Genomic DNA, 25,677 nt, shown 5'->3' on the forward strand with positions numbered 1-25,677 from the left:
GGTAAGCTTATGAGTAAAACAATTTACAGGAGGGTTTTTCTTTTGGATATTTCAGTAGAGTTTTCGGGACATAAATTGGCGAATGTGTTAATGAACGCATCAGGCATTCATTGTATGACAATTAAGGAAATGGATGAGTTAGCGGCTTCTCAAGCAGGTGCTTTTGTCGCTAAGACAGCAACACCTAATCCTCGTCAGGGCAATGAGGAGCCTCGGTATTTTGATACACCATTAGGAAGTATTAACTCAATGGGCTTGCCTAATTTAGGGATTGATTATTATTTAGATTATCAGATTGCACGTCAAAAGGAATTTCCTGAGGAGTTACGCTTTTTATCTGTATCTGGTATGAATTATGAGGAAAATATCGCTATTTTAAAAAAAGTGCAAGAAAGTGAATACACAGGAGTGACAGAATTTAATTTGTCTTGTCCCAATTTACCTGGTAAACCGCAAATTGCTTATGATTTTGAATTAACAGAAAAGCTTTTAACAGAAGTTTTTCAATTTTTTACTAAACCATTAGGTGTAAAATTACCCCCATTTTTTGATATTGCGCATTTTGACGCAATGGCTGAAATTTTAAATAAATTCCCTTTAGTATACGTGAATAGTATTAATAGCATCGGTAATGGTTTATATATTGACAGTGACAAGGAAGAAGTGGTCATTAAACCAAAAGGAGGTTTCGGTGGACTGGGCGGCGAATATGTCAAACCAACAGCGTTAGCCAATGTTCGTGCGTTTGCGCAACGTTTGAAACCAGAAATCAAAATTATTGGAACGGGCGGTATTACATGCGGAAAGGATGTTTTTGAGCATCTTTTATGTGGTGCGACATTAGTACAAGTTGGCACACAATTGCATCAAGAAGGTCCACAAGTTTTTGAGCGTCTAGCCAAAGAATTACAAGAAATCATGGCAGCAAAAGGTTATGAAAGTATTGAAGAATTTCGTGGGAAATTGAAAGAGATGTAACAAAAAACCGTCAAGAAAATTTCTTGACGGTTTTTTTGTTATTTCACAGCCTTAACATTTTCCATAAAGGCTTCCAAATATTCAGGTTGTGTTAATTGTTGGTTACAGGTGTCGCTATCATGGCAAATGTAATTGCCTTTTTTCGTGTAGGTTCCGTCACCGCCTGATTTGGTGGTAGCTAGGAACATAGACACATTCGTGATTGTTTGACAGATGGAGCAAACACCTTTAACAATGGTGGGTGAAAGGGTGCCGTGGACGCCGATTAATTTATTTTCTCGATAAGCTAAGATAAATTTTTTCTGAGTCCCAGCGTCGTTCCAACCGACATAGGTATTGTTCCGTAAATCCATGTTTTCCCACTCAGGAATCTTTAACTTTTTCACTTTGCGAAAGACTTTCGTGACTTGTGGTGTTGAAGGTTCTTTAAAGGGCAGCACGGTTTCTTTTAATTCATCTAAATATTTTTCAGCACGTGCGCGTGTTAAACGACGATCCATCACTTTGTCCAACAAAATCGTAACAGCAGGGTGTTCTTCTGGAAATAACCCATTGATTTTTTCGGCACATAGGGCCTGGACAGTTTTGACAGTCGTAGCATCGTTGACAGACGTATAGGTGTTTAGTAACACAGCGACTTGTTCTTTAATTATGTTAAATTGGTAAGGTTGAATAGTTGGGTTCATGATTTTAAATTCCTTTCAAATAGACCGAATACATACGCTGAAAGGCAATTTGTCTCACCAACGTATGTTTAGTGACAGACAACCTCATGTGTTTTTGATAAAGATAGCGTTTGACGTATCATATCATCACCCCCTTTAATGATTGATTTTTTCTATGTAAAAAGTGAAAATAATTGATGAAAGCTTGGTAATTCTAACGCAATTCAAGAAAAAAGGCAAGTTAAACTCGTTTTATTTCCCAATTCAATGTCTGGGGAGTGATAAACTTCTAAAAAAGATACGTGATTTCCTAGATTAATCCTAGGTTATTTGCTACAATAATGAAGAATTAACCAGAGAAAAGGAGAAATTACAATGATTGCAGCAAGCGATTTAAAAGCCGGTATGACTTTTGAGCAAGACGGCAAATTAATTAAAGTAATGGAAGCTAGCCACCACAAACCAGGTAAAGGTAACACGGTTATGCGTATGAAATTAAAAGATGTTCGTACGGGTTCAACAACAGATACAACAATGCGCCCAGATGAAAAAGTGAAAAAAGCGCACATCGATACAAAACCGGTTCAATATTTATACAGCCAAGATGATATGGCTATTTTCATGGATTTAGAAACATATGAACAATACGAAGTACCAACTGCTTTAATTGAAGAAGAACTAAAATATTTATTAGAAAATATGGAAGTAAAAATTCAATTTTATGGTGAAGAAGTCATTGGTTTAACTTTACCAACAACGGTAATTTTACGTGTTGCTGAAACACAACCTTCAATCAAAGGCGCAACAGTAACTGGTTCTGGTAAACCCGCTACAATGGAAACAGGATTAGTTGTTAACGTTCCAGATTTTGTTGAAGCAGACGAATTATTAGAAATCAATACTGCGGAAGGTACGTATTTAAAACGTGCTAAATAAGTAGCAGAAAAACAGAAGGCTAGCCTTCTGTTTTTTTTTGGTCTATTAATTCTTTTACCTATAAGAAAACCATTGGTGTGATAGGAAATAGCAATCGTTAGAATCGTTGACACTAGAAAATGGGAAATGGTATAGTTTGGTCAACACATGACGAAGGAGGAAATCAACCATGACGAAAAAACAAGCTAGCTTTTTTTTAGAAACGGAAAGCTGTTGTTGTATGGTGCAAAATAGTGCAGCATACTCTTTTGTGATGGGGAAAACCTCCGTTATTTCTGAAAAATTGCCTAACACGATTCCTCTCTGAATCTAGACAACCAGAAATAAACAAAAAAGGTGCTGATGCGATCAGCACCTTTTTGTTTTATGTACATGTATTAGAAGGAGGAATTCACTATGATTGTTCAGTCAATTTTAGACACAATCGGAGCAACACCATTATTTGAATTTACAAGTGAACAATATCCTATGCCAGAAGGCACTAAAATTTATGCGAAACTAGAATATTTGAATCCAGGTGGCAGTGTCAAAGATCGGCTTGGTGTGCATCTTCTCAAAGAAGCAATGAAAACGGGAAAGATAAATCAAGCCACAACAATTATTGAACCGACAGCGGGGAATACAGGGATTGGCCTGGCATTAGCTGCCAGTCAACTGGGCCTCAAGACAATCTTTGTTGTGCCAGAAAAATTTAGTCAGGAAAAACAACAGCTGATGCAAGCGTTAGGTGCTAAAATTGTCCCTTCGCAAACAGAGCAAGGGATTGTCGGAGCGATAACTAGTGCTCTAGACTTAGCCAAGGAAATTCCTAATAGTTACGTGCCGTTACAATTTGAAAATCCGGATAATCCTGCTGCTTACTACGAAGGATTAGGACCTGAAATTGTTCAAGACCTAGGCGGGAAGATTACTAGCTTTGTCGCAGGTTTAGGCAGTGGTGGAACATTTGCAGGTGTTGGCAGATATCTCAAAGAACAAAATAGTAAGACGCAATTATGGGGCGTGGAGCCAGAAGGTTCAATTTTAAATGGCGGACCTGCACACGGACATGAGATCGAAGGTATTGGCGTGGAGTTCGTGCCGCCTTTTCTTAAACAGATTCCTGTGGACGGCTTTTATACCATTTCAGACGAGGATGGTTTTTTCTGGGTCAAACAATTAGCCAAGAAAAGCGCTTTGCTGGTGGGAAGCTCCAGCGGCGCAGCGTTTGCGGCGGCATTAAGAGAGGCGCGCCGCTTACCAGCAGGTAGCACAATTGTAACTATTTTTCCTGACGGTAGTGACCGTTATTTATCAAAAAATATTTATTCTTAGGAGGAAAACTTTTATGAAATTCAATACCAAATTAATTCATGGCGGCATTAGTAAAGATACAACAACAGGTGCAGTGAGTGTTCCTATTTATCAAACGTCAACCTTTGAACAAAACGGCGTGGGCCAGCCAAAAGAATATGAATATTCTCGTTCAGGTAATCCCACACGTCACGCGTTAGAAACCTTAATTGCTGAGTTAGAAGGTGGGAGCCATGGCTTTGCGTTTAGCTCAGGCTTAGCGGGTATTCATGCAATCATTTCTATGTTTGGACCCGAAGATCATATTTTATTAGGTGACGATGTCTATGGGGGCAGTTTCCGTTTATTGGACAAAGTATTTGTAGCAAATGGGTTAAGCTATACGATTGTAAACGCCAGCGACTTAGCAACAATTGAAGCCGCAATTCAGCCAAATACAAAAGCCTTGTTTTTGGAAACACCAAGTAATCCACTGTTAAAAATTACAGATATTGAAGCGGCGGCTAAGCTTGCTAAAAAACATCAGTTGTTAACCATTGTCGATAATACGTTTGCAACGCCTTATTTTCAACGGCCGTTAGCGTTAGGTGCTGATATTGTGGTTCACAGCGGGACAAAATATTTAGGGGGCCATAGTGATGTAGTTTCTGGTTTAGTCGTAACGAATCATCCAGAAAGCGCAGAAAAGATTGCCTTTTTACAAAATGCGATTGGCGCTGTTTTAGGACCACATGATAGTTGGTTGGTCCAACGTAGTTTAAAAACATTAGGCGTCCGGATGGCAGCGCATGCCCAAAATGCTCAAAAAATCGCAGAATTTTTAGAAGCGCATCCAGCTGTAGCAACGGTGTATTATCCAGGACTAGCGAGTCATCCTGGTCACGAAATTGCGCAAAAACAGATGTCGGGGTTTAGTGGTATGATTTCTTTTGAATTAGCCAAGGATGAGCAAGTCGTTCCTTTCGTAGAAACGTTGGAAATTTTTACTTTAGCGGAAAGTTTAGGTGGCGTAGAAAGTTTAATTGAAGTACCTGCCATTATGACTCACGCATCTATTCCCAAGGAAAATCGTGAAGCCGTGGGAATTAAAGATGGACTCATTCGTTTATCTGTAGGAATTGAAGCAGTCGAAGACTTGTTGGCTGATTTAGAAAAGGGATTACAAGCATAAACAAAAGGCCCTCGTCTTTAGACGAAGGCCTTTTGTTTATAATTCTTCTCCATTCGTAGCAATCACTTGTTGATACCAAGCAAACGATTTTTTCTTTCGCCGTTCCAACGTTCCGTGACCATCGTTGTCCTTATCTACATAAATGAAGCCATACCGTTTCTTCATTTCGCCTGTACTAGCGCTCACTAAATCGATGAATCCCCAAGGTGTATAGCCCATCAAATCAATGCCGTCATACGCAACGGCTTCTTTCATCATCTCGATATGTTCACGTAAATAAGCGATTCGGTAAGTGTCGTTAATCGTTCCGTCTGGTTCTAGCTCATCAATAGCACCAAAGCCATTTTCAACAATAAAGAGTGGTAATTCATACCGATCATTGAAACAATTCATTGCATAGCGTAAGCCCATAGGATCGATTTGCCAACCCCAATCAGATGTTGCTACATAAGGATTTCGCACCAAGTCTTTTGCTTCATTGTAGTCAAAAGTAGGGGCCTTTTCTGCACCTTTCACAGCAAACGACATGTAATAGCTAAAGCCAATATAATCAACACAGCCATTAGCCAAATCAGTTAAATCTTCTTCTGTGACATCTAATGAAATGTTTTTTCGTTTCAAATAGCATTGAATTGCACTTGGATAATGACCGCGGACATGAACATCGGTAAACCAATAACGTTTTTTCATTGCGCTAACACTCATCATCATATCCTCAGGATTACAAGAATAAGGATAAATAGGCACCATCGCAATCATACAGCCAATTTGGAAGTCGGGATTGATAGCGTGGCCAATTTTCACTGCACGTGCGCTAGCGACTAGTTCATAATGAGCAGCCTGATACATAATTGCTTCGCGGTCTTCTCCTTCCTGGTAAGCAATACCAGAGTTAGTAAAAGGTGCAAAATCTTCTTCATAATTGGCTTGGTTGTTAATTTCGTTAAAGGTCATCCAATATTTGACTTTTTTCTGGTAACGAGTGAAACAGACTTCAGCAAATTTGACAAAAAAATCAATGATCTGGCGATTGCGAAATCCGCCATATTTTGTGACTAAATGATAAGGCATTTCAAAGTGAGACAGTGTCACGACTGGCTCAATGCCATTTTTCAAACACTCGTCAAAAAGTGCATCATAAAAACGAAGACCTTCTTCATTGGGCGTTTCTTCATCTCCGTTAGGAAAAATTCGTGTCCAAGCAATAGAGGTTCGGAAACAATTTAAACCAAGTTCTTTGAATAGTTGAATATCTTCTTGATAGCGATGGTAAAAATCAATCGCTTCATGGTTAGGATAGTGTTCATCCGGTAAAACGCCTGCGGTAATTTTACGAGGGACGCCATGTGCACCAGCAGTCATTACATCCGCCACGCTCACCCCTTTACCGCCTTGGTCCCAGCCTCCTTCTAATTGATGAGCAGCGACAGCGCCGCCCCAAAGAAAATCATTTTTCAAAATTGACATATCGTTTCAGTCCTTTGTTCAAATTTTTATACGTTTTGTGCTTCGACTTTTTCAAGGGTTTCTTCAGTAATCGGTTGATTGGTTTCTTCTGCGTAATTAAGTGCATCCATTTTTTTAGCAAACGGTAAATAGATAAAGAAACTCATCGTTAGTACCACTACTTGAAGCAACGCTGCTTGCCAACCACCAACTAAAAGTCCAGAAATGATTGGAGGAGTAGTCCAGGGAACTTGTACCGCAGTAAAGAGAGGAACCAGTCCTGTGTACAAGGCAAAATATGTCACAACAGAAGAAACAATCGGTGTGATAATGAATGGCACAGCCATGATTGGGTTCATCACGATAGGTGTAGCAAAGACAATTGGCTCGTTAATATTGAAAACAGCTGGCCCAATTGAAAGCCGACCTAATTGCTTAAACTGAGCTGATTTGGCAAAGAAAACCATGAACACGACTAACCCGATTGTCATGCCCGCACCAGTGACCGTTAAAAATTGATCTAAAAATTGTTGTGTAACAATATGGCCACCATTAGCCAGTGTTAAGTCTTTTCCAGATTTCAAAATTTCGGTGTTTTCTAAAGAGTTTGCTTGTAAAATAGGGCCCATGATACCGCCAACGATTGTTGACCCGTGAACACCGAAAAACCAAAAGAGCGGAATGACAAAACCTAATAGTAATGCGCCACCTAGTGAATCTGTGACTCCTTGAAGTGGTGATTGTAGCACTTCGTAAATAAAGTCAAAGAATGTCGTATTGAAGACTTTATCTAGAAGAATGAAAATTAGCATTGCACCAGTTACAATGACGCTGGCAGGAATTAACGCAGTAAAGGAATTGGCCACATTTTCTGGTACAGCTTCTGGTAATTTGATACGAATATCATGACGTAAAAACCAACTATATACAACGCCGACTAACAAACCAACAATAATAGCTGTAATCATCCCTTTGCCAGCTGTCCAATCTTTGTTGATGACATTGCCAACTACTGCGCCAGAAACCGCATCTTTGACTTCAGATGACATAAACAAAATGAAAACCACCATGGCAATCATACCCGCTGGGAGGCCTTCAAATCCCTCGCTTTTTACATACGAGTAGGCAATACCGATGACCGCAAATAACGACATAATCGCAAAAGATGCCCCATATGCTTGATTGAAATAAACAGCCAGACCGCTTGCGTTAACCCATTCAGAAATAGCTGTAACTGGGAAATTCGCTAATAGAAGAAATACGGAACCAACAATGGTAAAAGGCATCGTGTAAAGCATCCCGTTCCGTAAGGCAGTAATTGCTTTGGTATTGACGAATTTTAGTACTGGAGGTAATAATTTCTCGTTAATCCATTCGTTCATAAAAATCTCTCCTTTGAAGAATAATATAAATGCAAATGTATCCGTTTACATATTTACTATATAAGCTTATTTGAAGAAAAAATAGACTTTTGCCTGAATGAGAAACATGTACCAAGAAAAAAAACAAAAAAGCTCATGCTGTTTTAGACAGCATGAGCTTTTGTGAAAAACAACTAGGAAGGTGTTTCATCTAGTTCCTTTAAAAGTTGACTTGCTTGATGAGCTAGGAGTTCAATTAAAGCAATGACAGGGATTTGAGTGGTTGTATTGACTGATTTATCTGCAAATGGAGAACGTTCGTCGGGCATATAATAGGAGATGTTGTAGTCAGCCAAGCGGGCAATAGTTGAATGTTGATTGTTGGTAATGCTTAGCACTTTGGCGCCAGCTGTTTTAAAGTCGGTCATTTGTTTAATCATTTCATTGGTTTCCCCAGATACAGACAGAATCAAGGCTAATGTATTTTCAAATCCGCGCTTGGGGATAGGCGTAAAGGGGTCAGCAATACTGTAAGAATTGATATTTAAGTTGGCAAAATAACGACTGCCATAACTACCTAAAATTCCGCTAGTACCAATGCCAGTAAAGGCAACGTGACGTGCTTGAACAATCATTTGAATTGCTGGACGAAGCATTTCGTAATAGGTTTCTTGGTTTAATTTTTTCAAAAAAGCATCGACGTGAACTGTGGCATCATAAAAATTTTCAAACGTTTGTGTTTGTTTGGCTTCTTCTTTCACTGCATATTTTAATTCGGAAAAACCAGCATAGCCCATTTTGTTACAAAATCGTAGAATCGTTGAGGTGGAGACATGACAGGAAGTAGCCAGTTGGCGAATGGTCTGTTGAGGGATTTGGTGCAGGTGTTCCAATACATAATGGTAAACGAGCATTTCTAATTCATTCAAGGTCTGAACCTTCTCTAAATCAAACAAAGTAATCCTCCTTTATATAAAAACTGAATATGTTATTTTTTTGTGTAAATCAAATACACCAATTCTTATTTTTCTTGAAAAAAATGTAAAATAACTCAATAAAAAGTTTCTTATTTCCTATTTTACAAAAAGTAGCCCAATTATCCTAGTTTTTCTCTTTTTTCTTTTAAAAATAACAATGCGCACCCCTAGAGTTTTTTGTGAAAACAAGCTAAAATAGATAAGAAGAGAAAAGGAGGCGTTGATGTGGCACGGGAAGTAATTTTATTTATTGCAGCGAGTATTGATGGTTTCATTGCGGACAAAGCGGGCGGTGTTGCTTGGTTAGAAGAGAATATTCGTGGCGATGAAGAAGATCGTAGTTACGATGAAATGTATGAAAAAATAGACACTGTGGTAATGGGGCGGACTACTTATGATCAAGTGACACAAGAATTGTCCCCAGATGTGTATTTTTATGAAGACAAGCATTCTTATATCATTACCTCTCATCCAGAACCATCAACTGCTTCAAGAACTTTTACAAAGGAAGATCCCGTCACATTAATTCGTCGTATCAAAGAAGAAGACGGCGCGGGAATTTGGATTGTTGGAGGCCCGAAAGTGGTTCAACCGCTTTTGGCAGCTGATTTAATTGATACCTTCATTTTGACGACAATACCACTGTTTCTGGGTGAGGGCATTGCTCTATACGAGACAATGGATCAATCAATCCCAGTTCGTTTAAAACAGGTTTATCAAAAAAATGAGTTGGTTTATTCGATTTATCAACGTGAAAACAAAAATTAAAAAATAATTATTCGGTTGGGCAAGTTGCTTTCAAGGTTTTGAGTTTCTCATAGGGCGAGAGGAACAAAGCAACAGTTGTCTAGCCGTTTGTGTTGTTTTTGATTGACAAAGAAATGGTAGAGGAGAAAAAAAATGAAACATCAGATCAAAAGAAGGTTGTATATTTCACCTGTTCAAACAATTGTCTTAGGCTTTTTTCTATTAATTGTTGTAGGCACAATCTTATTAATGATGCCTTTTTCTGCACAAGCTGGACAAAAAACGCAATGGATTGATGCTTTTTTCGTGGCAACTTCCGCCGTCTGTGTTACAGGGCTTTCGCCTTTGAATACGGCGGAACATTGGAGTCCTATCGGGCAAGTTATTATTATGATTTTGATTGAATTAGGCGGCTTAGGCTTTTTAACCGTTGCCACGATTTTCTTTAGTTTGCTACGGAAAAAAGCGTCACTAAGTGTACGGATGTTGTATCAAGAAGCTTTAAATGTTAGTGAAGTTTCCGGAGTTTTTCGTTTAATGAAATATATTATGAAGTTTGCGGCCATTATTCAATTACTTGGAGCCTTCTTGTTGTCCTTTCAATTTGTGCCAACATTTGGGTGGAAAAAAGGGATGTTTTTTAGTCTCTTCCATGCCGTTTCGGCATTTTGTAATGCTGGCTTTGATTTGCTAGGGGATAGTATGGTTCCTTATCAAAATTCGCCTTATCTTTTACTAGTCATTAGCTTTTTAATTATAGCTGGTGGTTTAGGATTTATTGTGTGGCGCGATATTTTTGCAATGATTAAAGGTTATAAAAATAGAATTAAGCACCGTGTTAGTATTCATACACGTCTTGCTTTAACGGTGACCGCCACCTTTTTAGTCTTAGGGACCGTTATTTTTTACATTTCAGAATATCGCCATTTTCCAGCTGACATGTCTTTTTGGCAGCGTCTTGTCAACAGTTGGTTCTTGTCGGTTACACCAAGAACGGCTGGCTTTTATTCAGTTGATTATTTGAAAATGAGTAATCCAGGCCTGATTGTCACGATTTTGTGGATGTTTATTGGTGGCACTTCAGGATCAACCGCTGGCGGCTTGAAAACCACTACGTTTGGTGTGTTATTTTTACAATTTCGTGCGATTTTTAAAGGGAAACAGCGAGTGGAATTCCATGAACGCACAATTCCTGAGCGAGTAGTGCTCCAAGCGTTTACTTTGTTCTTCTTGGCAACTTTTTTATGTGTAACTGCTTCGGTTATTCTCTCGTTTACAGAAACATTACCTTTAAAAAACGGGATTGAGTATATCGTTTTTGAAGTGGTTTCTGCATTTGGAACGGTTGGTTTAACAATGGGGTTAACACCAGATTTAACTGTTTTTGGTAAACTGGTGATTATTTTTCTAATGTTCGTCGGTCGTGTGGGTGTGTACACGGTGTTATTGTCATTAATTAAGAAAGGCTTGGAAAGTCAGTCGAAAGTTCAATATCCAAAAGAATCAGTGATGATTGGTTAATAGAGAAAGAGGGAAATAGAATGGAATTTTTAGGTATTTTATGTTTGATTTTAATTACAACGACTTTAGCAGGTGTTGCTTGTAAAAGAGTAGGAATTCCTGCGGTAATTGGGCAATTGCTAGTAGGGATTGTTTTAGGTCCAGCGATGTTAAATATTGTGCATCAAGATGTGTTTGTGCATGACTTTTCAGAAATTGGTGTCATTATGTTGATGTTTATTGCTGGAATGGAATGTGAATTGGAATTATTGAAAAAATATGCGAAACCTAGTGTCATGGTTGCTATTTTGGGCATCGTTTTACCGGTTGGTTTTACTATGTTGATTGGTCAGCTGTTTGCTTTTTCTTGGAAAGAAGCTTTTTTCCTTGGGTTAGTTTTAGCAGCAACGTCGGTCAGCATTTCAGTAGAAGTATTAAGAGAGTTGAATGTTTTAAGTAGTAAAGAAGGTGCAACGATTCTTGGAGCTTCTGTCGTTGACGATATCGTGGTCGTGATTATTTTAAGCGTCGCTGTCGGCATGATTGGTGCAAGTACAGGCGGCAATACAGAAGTCAGCTTTATTGTTAAGTTAATTGAACAAGGCTTATTCTTTATTGGGATTTTCTTTTTGGTCCGCTTTATCGCTCCCTATTTACTACGTTTAAGTCAAAAAATGAACATTGGGTCGTCTGTTATTATCATGTCATTGATTATCTGTTTGGGCATGGCTTATTTGGCTGATTTAGTTGGTTTAAGTTCTGTCGTAGGTGCCTTTTTTGCAGGGATTGCTGTGGGACAAACGGATGCAAAAACAGAAATAGATTTCAATATTGAAGCTATTGGCTATGCCGTGTTTATTCCCGTCTTCTTTGCCAGCATTGGCTTATCAGTGACATTTAACACATTAGGAAAGGATTTACCTTTTATTTTGGTAATGACGATTATGGCGATTTTAACGAAATTACTGGGTGGCGCCTGGGGAGCAAAAATGGTTGGTTTCTCCAATACAAGTTCTTTAATGGTCGGTGCTGGGATGGTTTCGCGTGGGGAAATGGCATTAATCATTGCGCAAATTGGCTACCAATCTAAATTACTTTCAGAAGCGTATTATACGAGCATGATTGTGGTAATTATCTTAACGACCTTAGTTGCACCGTTCTTATTGAAATACTTTGTTAAAAAACAAGAATCTGCGTTGCAATAAAAAAAGATGAGCAGAAGTTGTTGACAAAAAAATAAAATAGCTATATGATGAGTTCAAGATAAATGACTACGTTTGTAGTCAATAACCTTGAACTCTTTTTTTATTGATGAAGGAGGAATTTAACGAGTATGGCAAAAGATAAATTAGCGACAATTACAGATGCAGAGTGGGAAGTCATGCGGGTTATTTGGACCCAAGGCAAGACCACGAGTCGTGAAGTGCATACACTTTTAAATGAGAAGAAAGAATGGAAATCAACGACCGTCAAGACGTTACTAAGTCGTTTAACAGATAAAGGGTTAGTTGGAACGGAGAAAGCAGGCAATAAATATATTTATTATCCGCTAGTAGAAGAACGTCGGAGCGTTGAAACGGTGGCAGACGAACTTTTAGCCAAGGTGTGCAGCCGTAAAGTTGGTTCCGTGGTAGAAACAATTTTAACAGAGAGTCAGTTGAGTTATGACGATTTGGATCGATTAGAGGAACTCTTGAAAGAGAAGCGCAAGACGGCGGTTGAATCCGTCCCTTGCAACTGTATTCCTGGTCAATGCCAATGTCATTTAATTTAAAAAGGAGTGAAAAAAATGGAAAGTAAAACGTTTGATATTGAAGGGATGAGCTGTGCTTCCTGTGCCCAAACGATTGAAAAGGCTACGGCGAAGTTACCTGGGATGGCAAAGGCAAGTGTCAATTTAGCTACGGAAAAATTAAGTGTCACGTATGATCAGACGGAAGTCACAGAAGAAGAAATTAAGGAAGCTGTGTCAGATGCTGGCTACAAGGCGATTAGCCCAGCCCAGCAACGAACGTTTGCGATTGAAGGAATGAGTTGTGCTTCCTGTGCCCAAACGATTGAAAAAGCTGTGAACCAATTATCTGGTGTTCAACAAGCGATTGTTAATTTAGCCACGGAAAAACTGGTGGTTAGTTATGACGACCATCAAGTAACGAGTGCTGAAATTATCAAAGCAGTTACGGATGCAGGTTATCAGGCGACAGAAGAAGTCGCTGCAGGTGCAACAGCGGACCAAGATCGTGAAAAGAAACAAAAACATATTGCTGAGATGTGGCAACGTTTTTGGATCTCAGCGGTGTTTACAGTGCCACTTCTTTATATTGCGATGGGACACATGGTAGGCTTACCATTGCCGGATTTGTTGAATCCAATGACACATGCGACGACCTTTGCAATGGTTCAATTGATTTTGACGTTACCCGTCCTATATGTCGGCAGAGAATTTTTCACAGTTGGTTTTAAAGCGTTATTTAAAGGGCATCCAAATATGTTTTCTTTGGTAGCTTTAGGAACCAGTGCTGCTTTTGTGTATAGTTTATATGGCACAGTCATGATATTCTTAGGAGACACAAGTTTTACAATGGCTCTTTATTATGAATCAGCGGGTGTTATTTTAACTTTAATTACATTAGGAAAATATTTCGAAGCTGTTTCAAAAGGGAAAACCTCAGATGCGATAAAAAAATTAATGGGTTTAGCACCGAAAACTGCCCATATTTTACGTGATGGCGCAGAAATTGAAGTGCCAGTTGATGCTGTTCAGTTGGATGACATTGTGATTGTTCGCCCAGGAGATAAAATCCCTGTTGATGGAGTGATTGTTTCAGGCAGTAGTTCTGTGGATGAAGCCATGTTAACGGGCGAAAGTTTGCCTGTTGAAAAGAAAGTCGGTGATGCAGTAATTGGTGCTAGCATCAATAAAAATGGCAGCTTTCAATTCAAGGCAACAAAAGTGGGAAAAGAGACGGCCCTTGCCCAAATCATTCAATTAGTGGAAGATGCGCAAGGCTCAAAAGCACCGATTGCACAATTAGCTGATAAAATTTCGGGTGTTTTTGTCCCAATCGTTATTGGTTTGGCTGTTCTTTCTGGCTTGGCTTGGTTCTTTTTAGGACAAGAGTCATGGATTTTCGCTTTGACAATTACCATTTCTGTGTTAGTGATTGCTTGTCCTTGTGCGCTCGGCTTGGCAACGCCGACTGCGATTATGGTGGGGACAGGTAAGGGCGCTGAAAATGGCGTTTTAATTAAAAGTGGGGATGCTTTAGAAACCACTCACAAAATTCAAACAATCGTGTTTGATAAAACAGGAACTATTACAGAAGGCAAACCGGTGGTTACGGATATTTTAGTTGCTGATTCAGCACTTTCAGAAGCTGAGTTACTAACATTAGCAGCTTCTGCAGAACAAGGATCAGAACATCCTCTAGGTGAAGCAATTGTGGGAGCGGCTAAAGAACGTCAATTGCCATTAGCAGAAGGAAGCGATTTTTCAGCGATTCCAGGTCATGGCATCCGTGTGACAATCAACGAACGAGTCCTACTTTTGGGCAATATAAAATTAATGAAAGAAGAAGGCATTGAGCTATCAACGTTTGTTCAACAAGCGGATCGTTTGGCAGAAGAAGGGAAAACCCCAATGTTTGTGGCAAAAGATGGTTCGTTTGCGGGTATCATTGCGGTAGCAGATACTGTGAAGGATAGCAGTCAAACAGCCATTGCACGTTTGCATAAAATGGGGATCGAAGCCGTGATGATTACGGGAGACAACAAGCGTACTGCAGAGGCGATTGCGAAACAAGTAGGTATCGATCGTGTCTTAAGTGAAGTTTTACCAGAAGATAAAGCGTTAGAAGTGAAAAAACTACAAGCAGAAGGCAAAAAAGTTGCGATGGTGGGTGACGGGATTAATGATGCACCAGCACTTGCCCAAGCAGATGTGGGGATTGCTATTGGTTCAGGCACAGATGTTGCAATGGAATCGGCCGATATTGTGCTAATGCGTAGTGATTTAATGGATGTGCCTACAGCAGTTGAATTAAGTAAAGCGACCATCAAAAACATCAAAGAAAATCTTTTCTGGGCATTTGCCTATAATACATTAGGTATTCCAGTGGCTATGGGTGTGTTACACTTATTTGGTGGACCTTTGTTAAGTCCGATGATTGCAGCAGCAGCTATGAGTTTTAGTTCAGTCTCTGTCTTACTAAACGCTTTACGCTTAAAAGGATTTAAACCTTCGACGGTGAAAAGAACTAGTGGAAGTCAAAAATAAAATTGAAAAGGATGAAGTGAAATGGAAAAAACAGTAAAAATTGATGGGATGAAATGTGATGGCTGTGTTCAAGCGGTCACTGAAAAATTTAGTGGAATTGACGGCGTAACGAATGTTGCGGTTCACTTGGCAGATCAAACAGCCGTTGTGACAGCAGATCGTGAAGTAAGCCAGGATGAACTGAATACCACGTTGGCAGATACAAAATTCAAGGTTGTCAGCGAATAACAAAAAACAGGGCCTACCATCATGAGTAGGCCCTGTTTTTTTGTTATGGAAGTTTTGCTTTGATTTCCTGATAAATCTTAGTCGTTTCTTGACCATCACGCGCAGTATAATAATAAACTTTCTCCCGCGTTTCTATTTTCAGAATCGGATGACTTTTTGTATAAATTAGTAAATAAGCAGGTTTTCCAGCGACTTTAAATTCTCCTGTTAAGTAACTATCTGTCGCAGCACCCATTGTGCGGATGCGTTCTTGAGGTAAGTCATCAATCAAAGAAACAGCAGTGATTTGGTTAAAAGGAATTGACCTTGTTTTTGCTAATGGGGCAGATAACTCAATTTGTTTCTTTTCAATAGTTGCTTGAAAGGCATGACTAGAAAAATCATTTATAAACATTGGTACTGTGGCAAAGAACAGCACTGCAACCGTTAAAATACCAGTAGCGGCTAGAATAATTTTCCCAGCAGGCCGTCCTAGGTTAATAGATAAATTCATACCAATGCGATCAGGAACCATGATTTTGGGGTCCTTTGGATTGATATAAATCCCATACCGCCAATATTGATCATCATCCCCATAGCGATAATCGCCAGCCTGTAAAACGAATTGATCTTGTTTTTTGCGCATTGAAAATAGGTAGTAGAAGAGAAAGCCTACATAAACAAACAAAAGAATAAAATAACAAAAAGTAAGGGCCATCGCAACCGTATAATCAATTACAATTGTGAAAGTTGGTAAAATGGTTAGCGGTGCAAAAACTAAGGCGGATAAAACCATTAAAACAGACCAATGATGCCGAAATAAGTCATTGATTTGCTGATTAATTTTTGAGTCGCTAGTTAGCGGTTTGACAGGTAAGCGCGCAATAAAATAATAGCCGCCAATGAACAAACTTAACATCAAAACAGTAATTAAGAAAAGAATCCAGGAACCAATCGCCGTTTGCAAGGAATAAAAGCCCCCAGCAAAAGTAAGAATAATCGCAGGTAAAAACCACCAAAATGAAATAAGTTTCTGGTTTTTATTTAAAACTAATTGCGTATCGATTAAGAGAGGACGTTTAGGCAACAACCAGCCGTTTTGCATTTTTAAAGCGGCCATTTTGCGAATATAAACAATTTGCAGATAGTAGCCACTGCCAATAAAACTAAATAAAAGTAACAGAAAAAGGAACAATAAAATCGAATCATAAGGAATAAATAACAAAGGTAAACTAAGAACACTAAAAACAGCTGCTAGTTGAACCAAGCGTTTTTTATAACGTTTTCGGATTGCTTGAACGCTGGGATCTTGTAGTTTATCTTCTGGTAAAGTATTTTCCAAAATAATATTTTTGTGAGGATTTGCATAAATCCCCATAGTAAATGCCATAAAAAAAGCGACAGAAACTAGGATGAAATAAAAGAATACCGCCATTATAATGCACGCCCTTTCGAATCAAAATTTTGATAAATTTTCTGAATAAGTGCTTGGATTTCTGCTTCGGATTGCTGATGTAAAAAACTTTCAGCCAACAGAAGTTCTAAACGCTCATGCAATTGCTGTTGCCAAACAGCGGTAGCAGGTAACTTTGCGGCAATTTTGGTGCCGTTACGACGGTCAGTCACAATATAACCTGATTGCTTTAACTTATTATAAGCTTTTGAAACAGTCATCATATTGACCCCGATTTCGTCCGCCAATTGTCGGATAGAAGGCAAACTTTCATTGGGAACCAGTTCACCTTTGGCAATGCCTACAATGATTTGATCAATGAGTTGCTGATAGATGGGCTGTTCGCTTTGTTCATCTATTTCTAAAAGCATCGAATCACTCCTGTCTTATTTGTGCTATCTGTATTATATATACTAATACAAAAAGAGTTGGAAAGCAAGGAATTTAGAGTAAATGGTTGTTTCTACTTAAAGAGAAGCATATAATGAAGAAGAACGTAAAATGAAAGGACGATGAAAATATGACAGCAATTGAACCAAAATTAACAGAGAAATTCCATCAAGATTTCTTGAACAATAATAAACAAAATGCCTTACAACGTAGTGTAGTAAAAAATGGTATCAGCGCTTCAGGTGAATCTGTACAAGGAGCCGTGAATAACGTACCCGTCTTTTCAGTCGACTTAGCTACTGGAAAAGTGGCCAATCAAAAACAAAGCGGTCGCTGCTGGATGTTTGCGGCATTAAATACATTTAGACATAGAATGTTAAATGCGTTTCAATTAAAAGATTTTGAATTATCACAAAACTATACATTTTTCTGGGATAAATATGAAAAATCAAATTATTTCTATGAAAATATTATTGCAACAGCCGATCAACCGTTGACTAGTCGTAAAGTGGCCTTTTTATTAGCTACACCACAACAAGATGGTGGGCAATGGGATATGATCGTTTCAATTTTTGATAAATATGGCGTAGTGCCTAAAACGGCAATGCCTGAAAGCAGCAACAGTTCCAATTCACGTGATTTAAACAACTATTTAAATAAAAAATTACGCAAAGATGCAACAATTTTACGCAGTTTAATTGAAAAAGGCGCTTCTGCTGAAGAAGTCCAAAAAAACAAAGAAGCAATGTTACAAGAAATTTATAATTTCTTAGCAATCTCTTTAGGAACGCCGCCAGAAACCTTTGATTTTGAATACCGTGACGAAGAAAAAAATTATCATTTGGATCAAAATCTAACACCGCAAACATTCTTTGAAAAATACGTTGGCGTTAATTTACATGATTATGTAAGTATTATTAATGCTCCTACAGAAGATAAACCCTTCAACAAAACATACACTGTTGAAATGTTAGGGAATGTTGTCGGCGGCAAAGAAGTTAAATATTTAAATGTAGAAATGGCTGCTTTCAAAAAATTAGCTGCTGCACAATTGGAACAAGGCGAATCTGTTTGGTTTGGTTGTGATGTCGGACAATCTTCAACACGTGACACAGGAATTATGGCATTAGATGTTTACGATATGAACGATCTTTTTGATATTGATTTTACGATGACTAAAGCAGAACGTTTAGACTTTGGTGAAAGCTTAATGACACACGCCATGGTTTTAACAGGTGTTGATATCGTTGATGGCCAAACAACAAAATGGAAAGTGGAAAATAGCTGGGGTGAAAAAGTCGGTGAAAATGGCTTCTTCGTTATGAGCGATGCGTGGATGGACGAATACACTTATCAAATCGTTGTGCACAAAGATTTATTAACTGACGAACAGAAAAAAGCTTGGGAACAAGCGCCAACTGTTTTGGCACCTTGGGATCCAATGGGAGCATTAGCATAAAACAGAAAAAGAAGGCCCCCGCCGTCATGGCGGGGGCCTTCTTTTTACGTTGGGCGGCGAACTTCACGGATTTCGCCCAATGTTGTATAATCATTGCCTGCTAAACGAGCAATCGGTTGGAGTTTTTCAGGTAAAATGTACTGATGTTCTTCATCGAAAACGGCTGAATCAAAATAGAAATCGGTAATTTCTACAATGAATAAATCCGTAATAATTTGACCTTCATGGTTAGCAATAGGTACATATTGATGTAAGCGAGCTTCCATCCGAATCGGCGCGGCTTTGATTGCTGGAACAGTAACAGTCTGGCTGGCAATGGTTTCAATACCGAATGTGTCAATTTCACTGATCTCTGCTGCTAAAGACGCCGAAGTCTGATTCATTTGAGTAAGAACGTCTTCGTTAACGAAATGGATGACAAGTTCTTTAGTAGCCAAGATGTTTCGTGCCGTATCTTTAGGCTCTTTGTCTGGTCGTAAAATGGACAACGTTGCTAAAGGAATTTCAGCTGCCGCCGCATTAAAGAAACTAAAGGGAGCAGCGTTGACGACACCTGTAGCTGTATCTTGTGTTGTAACCCAAGCGATTGGCCGAGGAATAATACTTCCTGATAAAAATTTATACGCTGTTTTTGCAGATAACTCGTTACTATTGTAATGAATCATAGGAACCTCCTAGAAAAAATACTAATTTCTTTGAACATTCGCATCTGAAGTATCGAAAGGACGCACAAATTCTTCAATCCCTGCCCGTTTTGGTTCTAAAAATGGCGGTAATGATAATTTTTCACCAGCGTGTTCATAGGTTTCATCCTCTAAAAAACCAGGACCATCGGTTGCCAGTTCAAATAAAACATGTGTTGCTGCCAAGAAATATTCAGATTTAAAGTAAAAACGTTCCACAAAGCCAGAATTAGGAAATTCCAAACGATTAATTTTTTCAATCCAGAAACGTAGTGCTTCCTCATCGGCAACGCGCAAGGCTAAGTGATGGACATTGCCGTAGCCTTCTTGGGCCGCTGGCAAATCTTCTCGATGCTCTACGATAATGCTGGCACCATTCCCACCTTCGCCAACTTCAAATAAATGGAAACTACCTTCAGCATCAATCAATTTGAACCCTAAAACTTCAGTTAAAACTAGTTGCAGATGTTCGTAATTTTCGACAGTTACAAAGGCTGGACCTAAGCCGATTAAAGCGTGTTCGCTAGGGACGTTAGATTTTTTCCAAGGCGTGCCGGCTGCAACACCTTGGTTCTTTTCATCAGAAATAAGTTGGTAACGTTGATTGTCAAAATCTTCAAATTCTAAATACTTTTTGCCAAAACGTTCTTGAATTTCTCCATGATCAATTGCATATTCATTAAAGCGTGATACCCAGTAATCCAAAGCAGCATCATCTTTTACACGGAAGGAAGTACGAGAAATTGTATTCGTTCCTTTGGTTCCTTTAGGTAAGCCTGGGAAGTCAAAGAAAGTCATGTCTGTTCCGGGAGAGCCGGCATCATCAGCAAAAAATAAATGATATGTTTCAATATCGTCTTGGTTGACAGTCTTCTTAATTAAACGTAGACCTAAAATATCGGTGAAAAAGTGATAAATTTTTTCAGCACTTGAAGTCATGGCAGTGACGTGGTGTAAACCTAAAATTTGTGTATTCATAATAAAAATCCTCCTAAAAGAAAAATAATTTTTTAATTAACTAACTTACTAAAAGTAAGTTTAAATGATTAGTTCTAAAAATGCAAAAGAAATGTCTCGAATTCGAACTATTATTTTTTAGTTGATTTTTTTTAAAAATAAGAATATAATAACCTGAGATATTTTAATACATAAACTTTCGTAAACATCGCCGGATGCTTGCGACTAAAGTGTTAATGAACAGTTCTTAGGCCATAGCTGAACTGTTTGTTGGCACTTTTTTTGTTTGGAAGGGAAGGAAAACAAGATGAGTAAAGCTTGGTTAAAAGTTATTTTTGGCGCTTTTTGTGAAGTGATTTGGGTCATTGGCATGAAGCATAGCACAACATGGTGGGAGATTTTAGGGACAGTAATCGCAATCTTTATCAGTTTCTATGCGCTGATTAAAGCAGGAGAGGAATTGCCAGTCGGTACAGCCTATGCTGTATTTGTTGGCTTAGGTAGTGCTGGAACTATTGTGACAGATCATTTTTTATTCCACACACCATTGGGCATAGGAAAAGTTCTTTTTCTGTTGCTGTTATTAATAGGTGTAATTGGCTTAAAAATGGTAACTGGAAATAAAGAGGAGGAAACAAGATGAGTTGGTTATACTTAGTTATTGCAGGCTGTTTTGAAATCTTTGGTGTAGGTTCAATTAAACTATTTACAACAAAAAAAGACTTACGTTCATTGTTAATTTTAATTCTAGCGTTTAGTGGTAGTTTCTTATTCTTATATTTAGGGATGAGACAATTACCGATGGGCGTTTCTTATGCAGTTTGGACAGGAATTGGTACAGCAGGAGGCGCTATTTTAGGAATGCTCTTAGGTGAATCAAAAGACCCACGCCGGATATTTTTTATTTTTTTAATCATTGTTTCTGTGATTGGTTTAAAATTAATTGGTTAGAAAGCGAGAGAACATTGTTTGGATTATTGAAAGACAGGTGAGTAAAATTTAAAAAGAGACAGAACCAAATGCGGTGTTCTGTCTCAAAATAGCTTTTATTTTACGAGGTTACTATAACGTGTCGCAAATTCATTGTTGTAGGACTTGCCGTTGACATCTTGACCAACGTCCCAATTTGCAGACCAAGTCATTAAGCCACGGATAGGATTACCGTCTTTTGCTAACTGATCAAAAGTTTTGGCTACAGGGGTAGCCTCAACAACATAGCCACTACCAGCAGCATCCCGATTTGCTGGTAAACCAAGGACTAATTTATCGTTTGGTATCTGTAGATAGCCGCGTGTGCCATGGATTAATGAATCAGACATATAATAGAGGAACTCGTATTTTAGAGCATCGTTGCTTTGAGCAACCCAAGTCATAATTTCATCAACCCAGACACCGTCGCCGCCTTGGTTATATAATTGTGGGGCAATGTAATCATAATAACCATTTAGGGAAGTAATGTATGTTTCATAAGCGGCACCAGGTTTTAAATAAGGGAATTCTGGCGCCATCGTAATGATGAAATTTTTTCCTTGTGCTCGATAATGGTCTTTGACTATTTTCAACGCAGCAGGGATAACGGTTTGGTTGTCGCCAGCAGTAATCGCCAATTGCTCTAAATCGATGTCTAAACCATCAAAGCCGTATGTTTCCACTTGACGAATGATTTCATTCGCAAAGGCTTGTTCATCGCCTTTGACTAATTGAATATGTGCATCTGCTCCACCAAGTGCCAATAAAACTGCGCGACCTTGACTATTTAATTGTGCGACTTCTTGTCGGAAGGCAGTGTCCGTTTGGTTATAAGGCTTGAACGTAGGAATCCGTGTCAGACCATCGCTTTTCATGAAGGAAACCGGTACGACATTGTAGGCTTGATTTACTTCTGAAAGGTTCAGTGATGCTGATGTTCCTTGTTTGTAACCATCGCGTCCTTTTGAGGCCCAGTTATGCCAATATCCAACCAACACTTTTTTGCCAGAGATATCTACCATCGTATCCGCAGCATCTGCAGAAGCTTGAGTAGGCGTTAACCACAAGCCAACTGCTACGGTTGAAAGAAGGAGAAAAGCAGGAATTATTTTTTTTAACTTCATTTTTTGGAACTCCTTTAATTTAGTTTAAGATGTGAGTGTTTTTACTGAATGTTCACATCAATCGCTTGGTAAAAGGCGTTCACCGTATCACCAATGCCCCAAACAGCGTAAATGACATGATAACCTTTGCGGTCTGTCGGAATATTAATTGTTTGTTTAACAACTTTATTAGGAACTTCTTGTTTGCCGTCAATTGAAGCAATTTTGTCGAAGTTTTTAATGTCTAATGGTTGATTGGGATTCCAGCCATTTTTAGTAATATAGTAATCCCAAGAAGCAGTTCTATGTTGGGCAGTTAAGTTCCAAGTGATGTCAAGGGGACCTGTGGTAATGTTTGTTTTGTGCCAACGAGTAGCTGTTTGTTCATCCAAAGGTTCAAAACCTGAGACACCTGCACTGGCTAATTTACCAGTAATAAACGTATTTTTGGGCGCTTCGATACTTTGAGGTTCCCATTGTGCACGACCAACATTTGTATTTAAGTTACCACCAGCAGAACTACCAAAGAAAGCACGACTTCCAGGACTTGCTACGTAACCATGAGCCTCCGAAACAGTAGGGGCCAATGCAGCGCCACCTAAAACAAAACTAAAAGCCAGGACGATTGTTAATAAACTCTTTTTCACGAAAAAAACCTCCTAAAAAATTATTTTGTATGCGCTTACAGATAGGAATATAACATAATAATCTTTCGGATACAAATAATAAGAAATGTTATTTTTAAAAATAAAACAATATTTTTTAAGTAATATTAAGAATGTTTTTAAATAATATAAATAATAGTGTTTTTCAAAGTTTTGTTAATTTTTCATTCGGAATCGCAATTGAAGAAATCACGTGGTATACTTTTAAGAAGAAACAATGACACGAAAGTAGCCATTGGAAAAAGGAGATTATTTCGTGGGAAAAAAACATACATCCTCTTATGAAGTTGCCTACTATGACGGCGATTTTACTGGTGCAATGAAAATACCGGCTTTGTTAGCGGTTGTCATTAAAGTATCAGAAGAACAAACAGAATTACTAGGAAGAAATGCAGCTTATGTCGCCCAATTTGGCCTAGGCTGGGTCATCACCAACTATGAAATAGAGATTCACCGCTTACCAAAAGTTGGTGAAAAAGTAGCAATTACAACGCAAGCTATGAGTTATAACAAATATTTTTGTTATCGTAACTTTTGGGTTCATGATGAAGAAGGCAATGAATGTGTCTTTGTGAAATCAACCTTTGTCTTAATGGATCAAAAAAATCGGAAAATCAGTAGTGTGCTACCAGAAATTATTGCACCTTTTGATTCTGAAAAAATCACTAAAATTTATCGCCATGAAAAAATTGAAAAGGTCACAGAGGGGAACTTTTTACCTTATCGTGTGCGTTTTTTTGATATTGATGGCAATCAACATGTTAATAATGCGATTTACTTTAATTGGTTATTGGATGTGTTAGGGTATGACTTTTTAACAACGCATCAACCGAAAAAAATTCTTGTGAAATTTGACAAAGAAGTAGAATATGGCCAAGAAGTCGAAAGTCATTACGAAATTGTCGAACAAGAAAATCACTTGAAAACACGCCATGAGATTCGGATTGATGGTCAAACCTATTGTGAAGCGAATATCGATTGGACCAACTAAGTTGAGATGACGGTTTAGAAAAATAAAAAGTTACGCAGAGGAGGAAGGACATGATTCGCTTAGGATTAACATCTTTTAGTGAACACGACTATTTAACTGGAAAAAAACGGGCCACGCTTTATGAATATGCCAGTCATTTACCGCTAGTTGAAATGGACACGGCGTATTACGGGATTCCTCCCAAAGAACGAGTAGCTGAATGGGTCAAAGCAGTTCCCGAAAACTTTCGCTTTGTCATGAAAGTTTATAGTGGAATCAGTTGTCAAGGTGAGTGGCAGACCTACTATGCAAGTGAAGAAGAAATGATCACCGCTTTTTTAGAAAGTATGGCCCCATTAATTGAAAGTAAAAAATTATTTGCCTTTCTGGTACAATTTTCAGGAACATTTGGTTGTACGAAAGAAAATGTCGCTTACTTGCAAAAAATTCGTCACTGGTTTAAAGACCTACCCATCGCCATTGAATTACGAAATAATTCATGGTATCAACCAAACTTTGTAAAACAAATGTTGCAATTTATGAAAGAAAATCAATTTTCACTTGTGATTGTAGATGAACCGCAGATTCCTACAAATCCAGTGCCTTTTTATCCTTATGTAACGAATCCTAATCTCGTGCTCTTCCGGTTTCACGGACGTAATGCGGCTGGCTGGTTAGCCAATGATGCAGAGTGGCGTAAAAAAAGAACCCTCTATCATTATAATACGCAGGAAATCGCTGATTTAAGCGAAGCTGTTTTAAAAATGTCGCAAGAAGCTAAAGAAGTGGGCGTAATTTTTAATAATAATTCTGGCGGCGATGCCGCAGAAAACGCTCTACAGATGCAAAAAGTCTTGAATTTGAGTTACGATGATTTGAATCCAAAACAATTAGATTTATTTTGAGAAAGAAGGTAGCTGAATGTCTGAAAAGCAATCCCCTTATGAAATGGCTTGTGCCTTCCACGAGGTTTTTAATCCACAACAACCAGAGCAACCAACTGCTTTTTCGCCAGCGCTAGCCAGTCGGCGAGCAGAGTTTAAAGTTGAAGAACTTGTAGAATTTTTATATAGTGCTGCTAATAATGACCAGGTGCTTTTTCAACAATTGGTCAACGGATTAAAAAAATCTGTCGATAAAGCAGAGCAGAAAGTCTTGGCGAAAGGCAAACCAGTATCTGATCCTTTAGTGGAGGAAGTGGACGCACTAGTCGATTTATTGTATTTTACTTATGGTTCGTTTTGCTTAATGGGCGTCAATCCAACAAAAATTATTGAAATCGTTCATCAAGCCAATATGGGAAAATTATTTCCAGATGGACAGCCACATTATGATCCGGAAACAAATAAAGTATTAAAACCTGAAAATTGGGAACAAGATTTTGCGCCAGAAGCTAAAATTAAAGCGGAAATTCAACGCCAATTGAAAATTACTGAGACCAATGAAAAAGACGAATGAGTTTTCTCATTCG

27 protein-coding genes are annotated in these 25,677 nt (G+C 38.5%); 17 read left to right on the forward strand and 10 right to left on the reverse strand.

The window, feature by feature from the left end; translation table 11 throughout:
• The first annotated feature begins 9 nt into the window (after positions 1-9).
• Positions 10-978 carry a dihydroorotate oxidase gene (locus IGM13_RS01220; protein WP_002386045.1) on the forward strand — a complete coding sequence of 323 codons (969 nt, stop codon included), beginning with the start codon at positions 10-12 and terminating at the stop codon, positions 976-978.
• A gap of 38 nt (positions 979-1,016) precedes the next feature.
• On the opposite strand, the gene IGM13_RS01225 is transcribed toward IGM13_RS01220, so the two are convergent.
• A complete protein-coding gene (locus tag IGM13_RS01225) occupies positions 1,017-1,664 on the reverse strand; it encodes a FusB/FusC family EF-G-binding protein (protein ID WP_002355200.1) in 648 nt (215 codons plus the stop codon).
• 354 nt (positions 1,665-2,018) lie between these two features.
• On the opposite strand from IGM13_RS01225, the gene efp reads away from it, so the two are divergent.
• The 4 genes from efp to IGM13_RS01245 all read left to right on the forward strand — a co-directional run bounded on the left by efp (position 2,019) and on the right by IGM13_RS01245 (position 5,043).
• Positions 2,019-2,579 (forward strand): elongation factor P, encoded by a 561-nt coding sequence (efp, locus tag IGM13_RS01230; protein WP_002355202.1) that lies wholly within the window; start codon positions 2,019-2,021, stop codon positions 2,577-2,579.
• 169 nt (positions 2,580-2,748) lie between these two features.
• Entirely contained in the window at positions 2,749-2,886 is a 138-nt protein-coding gene (locus IGM13_RS01235; protein WP_002419246.1) for a hypothetical protein, read from the forward strand.
• A gap of 89 nt (positions 2,887-2,975) precedes the next feature.
• Positions 2,976-3,893 carry a PLP-dependent cysteine synthase family protein gene (locus tag IGM13_RS01240; protein ID WP_002419245.1) on the forward strand — a complete coding sequence of 306 codons (918 nt, stop codon included), beginning with the start codon at positions 2,976-2,978 and terminating at the stop codon, positions 3,891-3,893.
• A gap of 13 nt (positions 3,894-3,906) precedes the next feature.
• On the forward strand, positions 3,907-5,043 hold the full coding sequence (locus IGM13_RS01245) for a cystathionine gamma-synthase (protein WP_010715000.1): 1,137 nt from the start codon (positions 3,907-3,909) through the stop codon (positions 5,041-5,043).
• 36 nt (positions 5,044-5,079) lie between these two features.
• Here IGM13_RS01245 and genA read toward each other — a convergent pair whose 3' ends face one another.
• The 3 genes from genA to genR all read right to left on the reverse strand — a co-directional run bounded on the left by genA (position 5,080) and on the right by genR (position 8,806).
• Positions 5,080-6,510 (reverse strand): 6-phospho-beta-glucosidase GenA, encoded by a 1,431-nt coding sequence (gene genA, locus IGM13_RS01250; RefSeq protein ID WP_002419242.1) that lies wholly within the window; start codon positions 6,508-6,510, stop codon positions 5,080-5,082.
• A 26-nt stretch (positions 6,511-6,536) separates the two neighbouring features.
• Entirely contained in the window at positions 6,537-7,871 is a 1,335-nt protein-coding gene (genB, locus tag IGM13_RS01255) for a PTS sugar transporter subunit IIC (RefSeq protein WP_002355207.1), read from the reverse strand.
• A gap of 173 nt (positions 7,872-8,044) precedes the next feature.
• Positions 8,045-8,806 (reverse strand): transcriptional regulator GenR, encoded by a 762-nt coding sequence (genR, locus tag IGM13_RS01260; protein WP_002362941.1) that lies wholly within the window; start codon positions 8,804-8,806, stop codon positions 8,045-8,047.
• Positions 8,807-9,052: 246 nt separating this feature from the next.
• On the opposite strand from genR, the gene IGM13_RS01265 reads away from it, so the two are divergent.
• The 6 genes from IGM13_RS01265 to IGM13_RS01290 all read left to right on the forward strand — a co-directional run bounded on the left by IGM13_RS01265 (position 9,053) and on the right by IGM13_RS01290 (position 15,578).
• Positions 9,053-9,595 (forward strand): dihydrofolate reductase family protein, encoded by a 543-nt coding sequence (locus IGM13_RS01265; protein ID WP_002419241.1) that lies wholly within the window; start codon positions 9,053-9,055, stop codon positions 9,593-9,595.
• A gap of 132 nt (positions 9,596-9,727) precedes the next feature.
• Entirely contained in the window at positions 9,728-11,095 is a 1,368-nt protein-coding gene (locus IGM13_RS01270; protein WP_010816275.1) for a TrkH family potassium uptake protein, read from the forward strand.
• Positions 11,096-11,115: 20 nt separating this feature from the next.
• Entirely contained in the window at positions 11,116-12,279 is a 1,164-nt protein-coding gene (locus IGM13_RS01275; protein WP_002355211.1) for a cation:proton antiporter, read from the forward strand.
• A 128-nt stretch (positions 12,280-12,407) separates the two neighbouring features.
• Positions 12,408-12,848 (forward strand): CopY/TcrY family copper transport repressor, encoded by a 441-nt coding sequence (locus tag IGM13_RS01280; protein ID WP_002358353.1) that lies wholly within the window; start codon positions 12,408-12,410, stop codon positions 12,846-12,848.
• A 15-nt stretch (positions 12,849-12,863) separates the two neighbouring features.
• The gene (locus IGM13_RS01285; protein WP_002419239.1) at positions 12,864-15,350 is read left to right on the forward strand and encodes a heavy metal translocating P-type ATPase; all 2,487 of its coding nucleotides are present in this window, start codon (positions 12,864-12,866) and stop codon (positions 15,348-15,350) included.
• Between the two features lie 21 nt (positions 15,351-15,371).
• A complete protein-coding gene (locus IGM13_RS01290; RefSeq protein ID WP_002355215.1) occupies positions 15,372-15,578 on the forward strand; it encodes a heavy-metal-associated domain-containing protein in 207 nt (68 codons plus the stop codon).
• Positions 15,579-15,621: 43 nt separating this feature from the next.
• On the opposite strand, the gene IGM13_RS01295 is transcribed toward IGM13_RS01290, so the two are convergent.
• Both IGM13_RS01295 and IGM13_RS01300 read right to left on the reverse strand, forming a co-directional pair.
• A complete protein-coding gene (locus IGM13_RS01295; RefSeq protein WP_002419238.1) occupies positions 15,622-16,992 on the reverse strand; it encodes a PH domain-containing protein in 1,371 nt (456 codons plus the stop codon).
• Entirely contained in the window at positions 16,992-17,381 is a 390-nt protein-coding gene (locus tag IGM13_RS01300; RefSeq protein ID WP_002358356.1) for a GntR family transcriptional regulator, read from the reverse strand. The genes IGM13_RS01295 and IGM13_RS01300 overlap by 1 nt, the downstream gene beginning before the upstream one ends.
• Before the next feature lie 149 nt (positions 17,382-17,530).
• Here IGM13_RS01300 and IGM13_RS01305 point away from each other — a divergent pair, with 149 nt between their 5' ends.
• The gene (locus IGM13_RS01305) at positions 17,531-18,859 is read left to right on the forward strand and encodes an aminopeptidase C (protein ID WP_002358357.1); all 1,329 of its coding nucleotides are present in this window, start codon (positions 17,531-17,533) and stop codon (positions 18,857-18,859) included.
• A gap of 44 nt (positions 18,860-18,903) precedes the next feature.
• On the opposite strand, the gene IGM13_RS01310 is transcribed toward IGM13_RS01305, so the two are convergent.
• Positions 18,904-19,524 (reverse strand): flavin reductase family protein, encoded by a 621-nt coding sequence (locus IGM13_RS01310; protein ID WP_002383902.1) that lies wholly within the window; start codon positions 19,522-19,524, stop codon positions 18,904-18,906.
• Between the two features lie 21 nt (positions 19,525-19,545).
• Entirely contained in the window at positions 19,546-20,520 is a 975-nt protein-coding gene (locus tag IGM13_RS01315; RefSeq protein ID WP_002355221.1) for a ring-cleaving dioxygenase, read from the reverse strand.
• A gap of 265 nt (positions 20,521-20,785) precedes the next feature.
• Between IGM13_RS01315 and IGM13_RS01320 the strand changes: the two genes are divergently transcribed.
• Together IGM13_RS01320 and IGM13_RS01325 are read left to right on the forward strand one after the other, a co-directional pair.
• Entirely contained in the window at positions 20,786-21,142 is a 357-nt protein-coding gene (locus tag IGM13_RS01320; protein WP_002386054.1) for a DMT family transporter, read from the forward strand.
• Positions 21,139-21,450 (forward strand): DMT family transporter, encoded by a 312-nt coding sequence (locus tag IGM13_RS01325; protein ID WP_002361148.1) that lies wholly within the window; start codon positions 21,139-21,141, stop codon positions 21,448-21,450. Before IGM13_RS01320 ends, IGM13_RS01325 begins: the two co-directional genes overlap by 4 nt.
• 95 nt (positions 21,451-21,545) lie before the next feature.
• Here the strand turns inward: IGM13_RS01325 and IGM13_RS01330 are convergent, their stop codons facing one another.
• Positions 21,546-22,592, reverse strand: coding sequence for a chitinase (locus IGM13_RS01330; protein ID WP_002383898.1), 1,047 nt, complete (start codon positions 22,590-22,592; stop codon positions 21,546-21,548).
• Between the two features lie 41 nt (positions 22,593-22,633).
• Positions 22,634-23,218: a lytic polysaccharide monooxygenase gene (locus IGM13_RS01335; protein WP_002355225.1), complete on the reverse strand. Its 585-nt coding sequence runs from the start codon at positions 23,216-23,218 to the stop codon at positions 22,634-22,636.
• Between the two features lie 274 nt (positions 23,219-23,492).
• Here IGM13_RS01335 and IGM13_RS01340 point away from each other — a divergent pair, with 274 nt between their 5' ends.
• The 3 genes from IGM13_RS01340 to IGM13_RS01350 are packed head-to-tail and all read left to right on the forward strand — an operon-like array spanning position 23,493 to position 25,664.
• Complete coding sequence (locus IGM13_RS01340) at positions 23,493-24,227, forward strand: acyl-ACP thioesterase domain-containing protein (protein WP_010715004.1); 735 nt, start codon at positions 23,493-23,495, stop codon at positions 24,225-24,227.
• 50 nt (positions 24,228-24,277) lie between these two features.
• Positions 24,278-25,111 (forward strand): DUF72 domain-containing protein, encoded by an 834-nt coding sequence (locus IGM13_RS01345; protein ID WP_002358361.1) that lies wholly within the window; start codon positions 24,278-24,280, stop codon positions 25,109-25,111.
• A 16-nt stretch (positions 25,112-25,127) separates the two neighbouring features.
• On the forward strand, positions 25,128-25,664 hold the full coding sequence (locus IGM13_RS01350) for a haloacid dehalogenase (RefSeq protein WP_002419236.1): 537 nt from the start codon (positions 25,128-25,130) through the stop codon (positions 25,662-25,664).
• Positions 25,665-25,677: the final 13 nt, after the last annotated feature.

The sequence above is a fragment of the Enterococcus sp. DIV0561 genome, assembly GCF_050539875.1.
In the GTDB taxonomy this organism is placed as follows: domain Bacteria; phylum Bacillota; class Bacilli; order Lactobacillales; family Enterococcaceae; genus Enterococcus; species Enterococcus faecalis.

Coding starts and splice junctions, on each gene's coding strand:
- IGM13_RS01220 (WP_002386045.1), top strand. CDS start 10: ATGAGTAAAACAATTTACAGGAGGGTTTTTCTTTTGGATATTTCAGTA.
- IGM13_RS01225 (WP_002355200.1), bottom strand. CDS start 1,664: ATGAACCCAACTATTCAACCTTACCAATTTAACATAATTAAAGAACAA.
- efp (WP_002355202.1), top strand. CDS start 2,019: ATGATTGCAGCAAGCGATTTAAAAGCCGGTATGACTTTTGAGCAAGAC.
- IGM13_RS01235 (WP_002419246.1), top strand. CDS start 2,749: ATGACGAAAAAACAAGCTAGCTTTTTTTTAGAAACGGAAAGCTGTTGT.
- IGM13_RS01240 (WP_002419245.1), top strand. CDS start 2,976: ATGATTGTTCAGTCAATTTTAGACACAATCGGAGCAACACCATTATTT.
- IGM13_RS01245 (WP_010715000.1), top strand. CDS start 3,907: ATGAAATTCAATACCAAATTAATTCATGGCGGCATTAGTAAAGATACA.
- genA (WP_002419242.1), bottom strand. CDS start 6,510: ATGTCAATTTTGAAAAATGATTTTCTTTGGGGCGGCGCTGTCGCTGCT.
- genB (WP_002355207.1), bottom strand. CDS start 7,871: ATGAACGAATGGATTAACGAGAAATTATTACCTCCAGTACTAAAATTC.
- IGM13_RS01270 (WP_010816275.1), top strand. CDS start 9,728: ATGAAACATCAGATCAAAAGAAGGTTGTATATTTCACCTGTTCAAACA.
- IGM13_RS01275 (WP_002355211.1), top strand. CDS start 11,116: ATGGAATTTTTAGGTATTTTATGTTTGATTTTAATTACAACGACTTTA.
- IGM13_RS01280 (WP_002358353.1), top strand. CDS start 12,408: ATGGCAAAAGATAAATTAGCGACAATTACAGATGCAGAGTGGGAAGTC.
- IGM13_RS01285 (WP_002419239.1), top strand. CDS start 12,864: ATGGAAAGTAAAACGTTTGATATTGAAGGGATGAGCTGTGCTTCCTGT.
- IGM13_RS01290 (WP_002355215.1), top strand. CDS start 15,372: ATGGAAAAAACAGTAAAAATTGATGGGATGAAATGTGATGGCTGTGTT.
- IGM13_RS01295 (WP_002419238.1), bottom strand. CDS start 16,992: ATGGCGGTATTCTTTTATTTCATCCTAGTTTCTGTCGCTTTTTTTATG.
- IGM13_RS01300 (WP_002358356.1), bottom strand. CDS start 17,381: ATGCTTTTAGAAATAGATGAACAAAGCGAACAGCCCATCTATCAGCAA.
- IGM13_RS01305 (WP_002358357.1), top strand. CDS start 17,531: ATGACAGCAATTGAACCAAAATTAACAGAGAAATTCCATCAAGATTTC.
- IGM13_RS01310 (WP_002383902.1), bottom strand. CDS start 19,524: ATGATTCATTACAATAGTAACGAGTTATCTGCAAAAACAGCGTATAAA.
- IGM13_RS01315 (WP_002355221.1), bottom strand. CDS start 20,520: ATGAATACACAAATTTTAGGTTTACACCACGTCACTGCCATGACTTCA.
- IGM13_RS01325 (WP_002361148.1), top strand. CDS start 21,139: ATGAGTTGGTTATACTTAGTTATTGCAGGCTGTTTTGAAATCTTTGGT.
- IGM13_RS01330 (WP_002383898.1), bottom strand. CDS start 22,592: ATGAAGTTAAAAAAAATAATTCCTGCTTTTCTCCTTCTTTCAACCGTA.
- IGM13_RS01345 (WP_002358361.1), top strand. CDS start 24,278: ATGATTCGCTTAGGATTAACATCTTTTAGTGAACACGACTATTTAACT.
- IGM13_RS01350 (WP_002419236.1), top strand. CDS start 25,128: ATGTCTGAAAAGCAATCCCCTTATGAAATGGCTTGTGCCTTCCACGAG.